This window comes from Methanoregula sp., from assembly GCF_002835825.1.
GTDB lineage: Archaea > Halobacteriota > Methanomicrobia > Methanomicrobiales > Methanospirillaceae > Methanoregula.
This window is the reverse complement of sequence record NZ_PIZH01000107.1, coordinates 1-6,109: the sequence shown is the minus strand read 5'-3', so window position 1 is coordinate 6,109 and position 6,109 is coordinate 1. Positions and strand designations below refer to the sequence as shown.

Annotated in this window: 5 protein-coding genes; 4 read left to right on the top strand and 1 reads right to left on the bottom strand. The window is 53.0% G+C overall.

Annotated features, from left to right (window positions below):
* A partial coding sequence (locus CW742_RS05470; RefSeq protein ID WP_292417577.1) for an iron-containing alcohol dehydrogenase occupies nt 1–802 on the top strand: 802 nt, incomplete at its 5' end.
* Complete coding sequence (locus CW742_RS05465; protein WP_292417575.1) at nt 792–3,182, top strand: PAS domain S-box protein; 2,391 nt, start codon at nt 792–794, stop codon at nt 3,180–3,182. The genes CW742_RS05470 and CW742_RS05465, both read left to right, overlap by 11 nt.
* Nucleotides 3,183–3,212: 30 nt before the next feature.
* On the opposite strand, the gene CW742_RS05460 is transcribed toward CW742_RS05465, so the two are convergent.
* Entirely contained in the window at nt 3,213–3,608 is a 396-nt protein-coding gene (locus CW742_RS05460) for a YkgJ family cysteine cluster protein (protein ID WP_292417573.1), read from the bottom strand.
* Between the two features lie 216 nt (nt 3,609–3,824).
* On the opposite strand from CW742_RS05460, the gene CW742_RS05455 reads away from it, so the two are divergent.
* Both CW742_RS05455 and CW742_RS15475 read left to right on the top strand, forming a co-directional pair.
* Entirely contained in the window at nt 3,825–5,627 is a 1,803-nt protein-coding gene (locus tag CW742_RS05455) for a PAS domain-containing sensor histidine kinase (protein ID WP_292417570.1), read from the top strand.
* A gap of 174 nt (nt 5,628–5,801) precedes the next feature.
* Nucleotides 5,802–6,109 (top strand): PAS domain S-box protein (locus tag CW742_RS15475; RefSeq protein ID WP_369333009.1); only part of this gene is annotated, 308 nt, incomplete at its 3' end.

Genomic DNA, 6,109 nt, shown 5'->3' with positions numbered 1-6,109 from the left:
TATCCTGGAAGTTGAGGGGGTGGACCAGATCCATATTCCCACACCCCCCCTGATCTGCATCCCAACTACTGCCGGGACCGGAGCAGACGTTTCGCAGTTCGCCATTATCAATGATACGAAGAGAAGAGTGAAAATCGCCATCATCAGCAAGAAGATCGTCCCGGACATCGCCCTCATCGATCCCCTTCCTCTCACTACCCTTTCACCACAACTGACTGCACACACCGGCATGGATGCGCTTACCCACAGTGTAGAAGCATATGCCTCCAATGCCAGTTCACCGGTTACGGACATCCAGGCATTCGAATCCACCCGGCTGATAAGTGAGTATCTCTTAAAAGCATACATGGAGCCGCTGAATACTGAATACCGGTACAAGACCATGCTTGGCAGCCTTTGTGCGGGTCTTGCCTTCTCGAATGCCAGCCTCGGTGCCGTCCATGCCATGGCACACAGCCTCGGCGGCTTCTCGGACCTCCCCCACGGGGAGTGCAATGCCCTGCTGCTCGAACACGTGATGGCATTCAACTATCCGGCGTGCCCCACACGGTACCGGGAGATTGGAAAGGCCCTGGGAATCGAACCGGGCCCGGGTGGCAAGAGTGCACAGGAAGAGATTATCGGCGCTGTAAGGAACCTCCGCGAATCGGTGGGGATAACGGACACGCTCAGCGACCTTGGTGTGTCAAAGGCGGATATCCCGGCCCTTGCCCGGAATGCCCTTGGCGATCCATGCATGGCAACCAACCCGCGGCAGCCGACCGCAGCAGATATCGAACGGATCTACGCAAATGCCCTCTGATGAGCACCCGGACTGGCAGGACCAGCGAAAGAAGATTATCGGCCTTGGCGAGTCATCGCTCCGCAAGAGTTACTATCCGGAACTCCGGGAAAAGATGCTTGACCTGGAGAAAAAGAACCAGGCCCTGAAGTCCGCCTATGAAAACATTGCAGAAACCGAAGAAGAACTCAGGGCGAACTATGAAGAACTGGCCCGGCGGGAACAGGCGGTTCAGGAAAGCGAGTGGAAATACCGGAACCTCTACCAGTTCGCACAGGTAGGACTTTTTGAGACGAGTTTCAAAAATGCAACCGTAGTTGCCTGCAACAAGAAATATGCAGACCTTGCCGGATTTGATTCAATCGAAATGGCAATTGGCAGCGACATCCTCGCCCTCTATGTGAACCCGGAAGACCGTATAGAGGTGGGGCGGATTCTAAAAGAGCACGGGCAGATAGAAAATCATATTGTCAGGTTCCGGAACCATCGGACGAAAAAAGAGTTCTGGGGTCAGTTCTCTGCCCGCTTTGATGTCAATCGCGAGGTCGCCATTGGCTCCATTATTGATATTACTCCGCAGAAAGAAGCTGAAGAAGCACACCGGGAGAGCGAGCGGCTGTACAGGACACTCGTTGAAACAACAGGAACCGGTTTTGTTGTCATAGATGCTGCAGGCCTTGTGATCGATGCCAACCAGAAATATGTCGAGTTATCGGGGCATGAACGGCTGGACGAGCTTCTCGGCCGGAGCGTACTTGAGTGGACCGCGGATTATGAGAAGGAGAGGAACGCGCAAGCAGTTGCCCAGTGCGCAAAGACCGGTGTGATCCGGAATTTTGAAGTGGATTATGTCAGTCCCAAAGGACTCATCACCCCTGTCGAGATCAATGCAACCGTTGTATCATATGGCAGCACTATCCATATCCTGACCCTCTGCCGGGACATCTCAACAAGGAGAACATCTGAAAAAGCACTCCGGGATTCCGAGGTTTTCTACCGGACCGTCTTCAACACGACCGGGTCCGCCTCCATCGTCATCAACCGGGATACCCTGATCATCCAGGCAAACGAACGGTTCGCTCAGCTTTCCGGATATACGGTCGAAGAGCTGGCGGGAAAACACCTCTGGAAGGAGTTTGTGACCCACGATGAATACCAGCGCATGAAAGAGTTTTACCACGCCCGCATGAAAGACCCGGTGTTTGCACCGTCATCGTATGAATTCCGGTTCATCACCCGATACGGCACTATCCTGTATTGTATCATGCACGTAGCGATCGTTCCGGGGACCGGCCAGATCATCATCTCGGTTGTCGATATCACAGACCGTGTCATCGCAGAGAAAGAACTCATCAGTGCCAAAAAGCATCTTGAAGCAATCTATGAGGGATCTCCGGACCTTATCTTTGTCCATGGTTCTGACGGACACATCATTGATGTGAATGAGAATGTTCTCAGGGCTTTCGGGATGAGGCGGGATGAGATACTGAAAGCAGATCCAACGGACATGAGTGGAAGCGGATATACCACGGAAATGGCATTTATGCATATCCGTGAGGTGCTGGAAAAAGGGCAGGCTGAATTCAACTGGGTCTGCCGGAGAAGAGATGGCAGCGAGTTCCCTGTCGAGATGCGCCTGCGCAGGATTGAATCGGTCAATGAACGGGGAGAGAACGAGCCCAGGGTCCTTGCCATCGGTCGGGACATCAGCGAGGCAAGGAGGGCAGAACGGGCACTGGAACAGGCCCGGAAGAAACTGGGGCTCCTGAACAGGGTAATCTTCCAGGACATCCAGTCCACCGTCTTTGCCCTTTCTGCGTACATCCAGCTTTCCGTAAGCAGCCGCGATGAAGCAAAAGCACTGACCTATATCGACAAGGAAGCGTTTCTCATCAGTAAGATCGTCAGCTCGCTGAATTTCACCAAGACCTACCAGGACCTGGGAATCCACCCGCCGAAATGGCAGAATGTCGGGCAGGTCTTCCTGTATGCAATCTCCCACCTGGACTCCCTGAAGATCGAGCGCCGCATGATGGTTGAAGGTCTCGAGATCTATGCGGACCTGCTCCTGGAGAAGGTTTTTTTCAATCTGGTCGAGAACAGTTTCATCCACGGCCAGCGGGTCACCGAGGTCTCGCTCACGTATCGCGAGTCCGGGGACGGACTGGTCATCATCCTTACCGATAACGGTGTCGGGATAACGGACGAACAAAAATCCAGGATCTTCGAACAGGGAGGGGGGAGAGGAAGCGGCCTTGGTCTTTTCCTTGCACGCGAGATCCTTTCCATCACCGGGATCACGATCCGGGAGACCGGCGAAGCGGGAAAAGGTGTGCGGTTTGAACTGCTGGTACCGAAAGGTGCGTACCGGTTCGCTGAAAGACCAAAAGGAAACCAATAAATCCGGGGTCAGGCGCGGAAGATCTTTTTTTCAGGGAATACTATCCCGGCAGGCCGGACAGTTCAGGGCATAATCGCGGATCCTTTCGTTCCATGGCGTAAAACCAATACAGACCGCAGGTTTTGCCAGATGGATGCGGCAATATACCTTCCCGTCACCGGCCCGGAAAAAGAACGGGCAATACGTCAGCATTCCTCCGTTTACATTAACCCAGTAATCGATACGAACCACACGGGAGAGGTCGGCAAGCGTGAGATCTTTTCCGGTAGAATGTTTCCGGTCGGAGAACATGATCCCGACGTGTTGCAGGATATCGGTACGCCCTGCCTCGATCCACGGGACGAGATCCTCCGGTATCCCCTTCTGGTCCCAGCCCCATTTCTCGCAGCACTTTCCGCACTGCCGGCAATCCTGTTCCTCAGGCATGGTCAGGTTCTGTGATACTATTGGAGTCCGTGCCTGTTAGATATTCGGTATGTTCGTCCCTGCAGGGAGACCAGAACAATAAAAAATCCTTACACCCGCCTGTCAGGAAATACAGGGAGATTACTCCGGAAATAACATTATAAACAAAAACACCCCCATCAAGCGTATATATTCCCGGAAGATCCTGTCCGGATTTTCATTATCAGGTGCATCTCCATGGCGTATTCCCATTCCCATCCCGACGGCAAAAGCAGCATATCTGGCGTCTCCCTGCCCGAATATCTCTGGCAGCTGCTCATCATTGCCAGCACAGCAGCAGCCATTGCAGTCTCGCTCTATTGCCTGATGCAGGGAATTACTATCATCTTCATGCACCTGTTTTACTTCCCCATCATCCTGCTTGCCTATCACTACCGGTACCGCGGTTTTCTCCTGTCCCTGCTCCTTGCCCTTGCCTATGTCTGGCTGGTCTATCTTTACGGTGACGGGAACACAGATGTCATTTCCGGGGCATGGCTCCGGTTCCTGGTGTTTGCCGGAATCGCTGCCGTTGTTGCATATCTTTCGGAACATCTTTCCGAAGACAGGAAGGCCCTGCTGGAAAGTGAGAGAAAATACCGTACACTCTTTGAAAATATGCTGGAAGGATTTGCCTACTGCCGGATGATCTATGACAGGAACGGGAGGCCTGTGGACTGGGTATACCTTGACGTGAATGCCGCGTTCGGGCAGTTGACGGGTCTCAATGATGTGAAAGGAAAACGGGTGCTCGAGGTCATTCCCGATATCCGGAAACTGACACCTGAACTCTTTGATATCTATGGACAGGTGGCTTCGACCGGGGTTTCAAAACGGTTCGAGATCGATTTCCTGCCCATAAAAAAACTGCTCAGGATATCGGTCTTCAGCCCGCAACAGGGGTATTTTGTCGCGGCGTTTGAGGATATCACGGAAGAGAGGCGGGTGCAGGACGAGATCCGGAAGTCCCATGACTTCTACTTAAAAGTCCTCGACGATTTCCCCAACCCGATCTGGCGTGCAGACGTGAATGCAAAATGCGATTACTTCAACCGGAACTGGCTTGACTTCACCGGCCGGACACTCGGCCAGGAACTGGGTGACGGGTGGGCAGAAGGCGTGCACCCGGAGGATTTCGACCGATGCCTGAAGATCTACCTCGACAATTTCCATGCAAAAACGCCGTTTTCCATGGAATACCGGCTCCGGTACCATGATGGCACCTACCACTGGCTGTATGACAATGGCACGCCGTTCTTCACTGCCGATGGAAAGTTTGCCGGGTATATCGGATCGTGTTACGATATCCAGGAGCGGAGGCAGGCTGAACAGGCACTCCACGAAGTCAACCGGAAGCTGAATCTGCTCTCCAGCATAACACGGCATGACATCAAGAACCAGCTCTTTTCCTTGAAAGCGTTCCTGGAGTTATCGAAAGAGTCCCTTGGCAATACCGCGGAGACTTCAGAATATCTCCTGAAGGCTGAACGTGCCGCATTTGCTATCGAACGCCAGATCGTCTTCACCAAGGAATACCAGGACCTCGGGGTAAATTCGCCAGTCTGGCAGAATGTGGGAGAAGCCGTTGAAATTTCCCGGGCCTCTCTCCCCCTGCGGGATATTGTATTCACTGCCGACGCAGGGGATTGGGAAGTGTATGGCGATCCGCTTTTAGAGAAAGTCTTCTACAACCTGATCGATAACTCACTCCGGTACGGGGGGCCGAAAATGACGAGGATCGATATCACAACGCAGGCATCCGGACCGGCACTTGTGATCACGGTTGAAGACAATGGAGTCGGTATTCCCCTGGAAGATAAAAGCCGGCTGTTCACAAAAGGATTCGGGCACAACACCGGCCTTGGCCTCTTCCTCTCCCGCGAGATCCTGGCCATCACCGGTATCTCGATCGCTGAGACGGGAGAACCGGGGAGGGGGGCCCGGTTCGTGATAACTGTTCCCGAAGGAGCGTGGAGACGGCCTTCTGCCACGGTTGAATGAGCATCGCGAGATCCGAAAATGCCTTTCGTATAGGAACGGCATCGTAACAGATAATCCGATCCTTTGCGAGGGAATTCTCATTATCACCAGAAATATGCGGAACTGTGTGTCCCCATACAATTATAAGCACAAACCACCCCATCCAGCATATCAGGATCAGGGCCGGACAGTCTGATGGCAGAGAATAACACTATTCCCGGTGAAGCAATTCCCCTGCAAGAAGAACTTTTCAAAAAAATTTTCGATAGCAGTCCACTGGGAATTGCGCTTGTCACAAAAGAGCTGAGATTCTTTTCTGTAAACTCAGCATGGGAGATCATGACAGGCTACCCAAAGAGGGAGCTGCTCAGCCTCACCGTGAAGGATATCACCCACCCGGACCATATCTCCGTGGACCTGGAGAATATCCGGATGCTCATGGAAGAAAAAATTCCGGTGTACCATACGGAAAAACGCTATACCCGGAAAAGCGGCAGCACCCG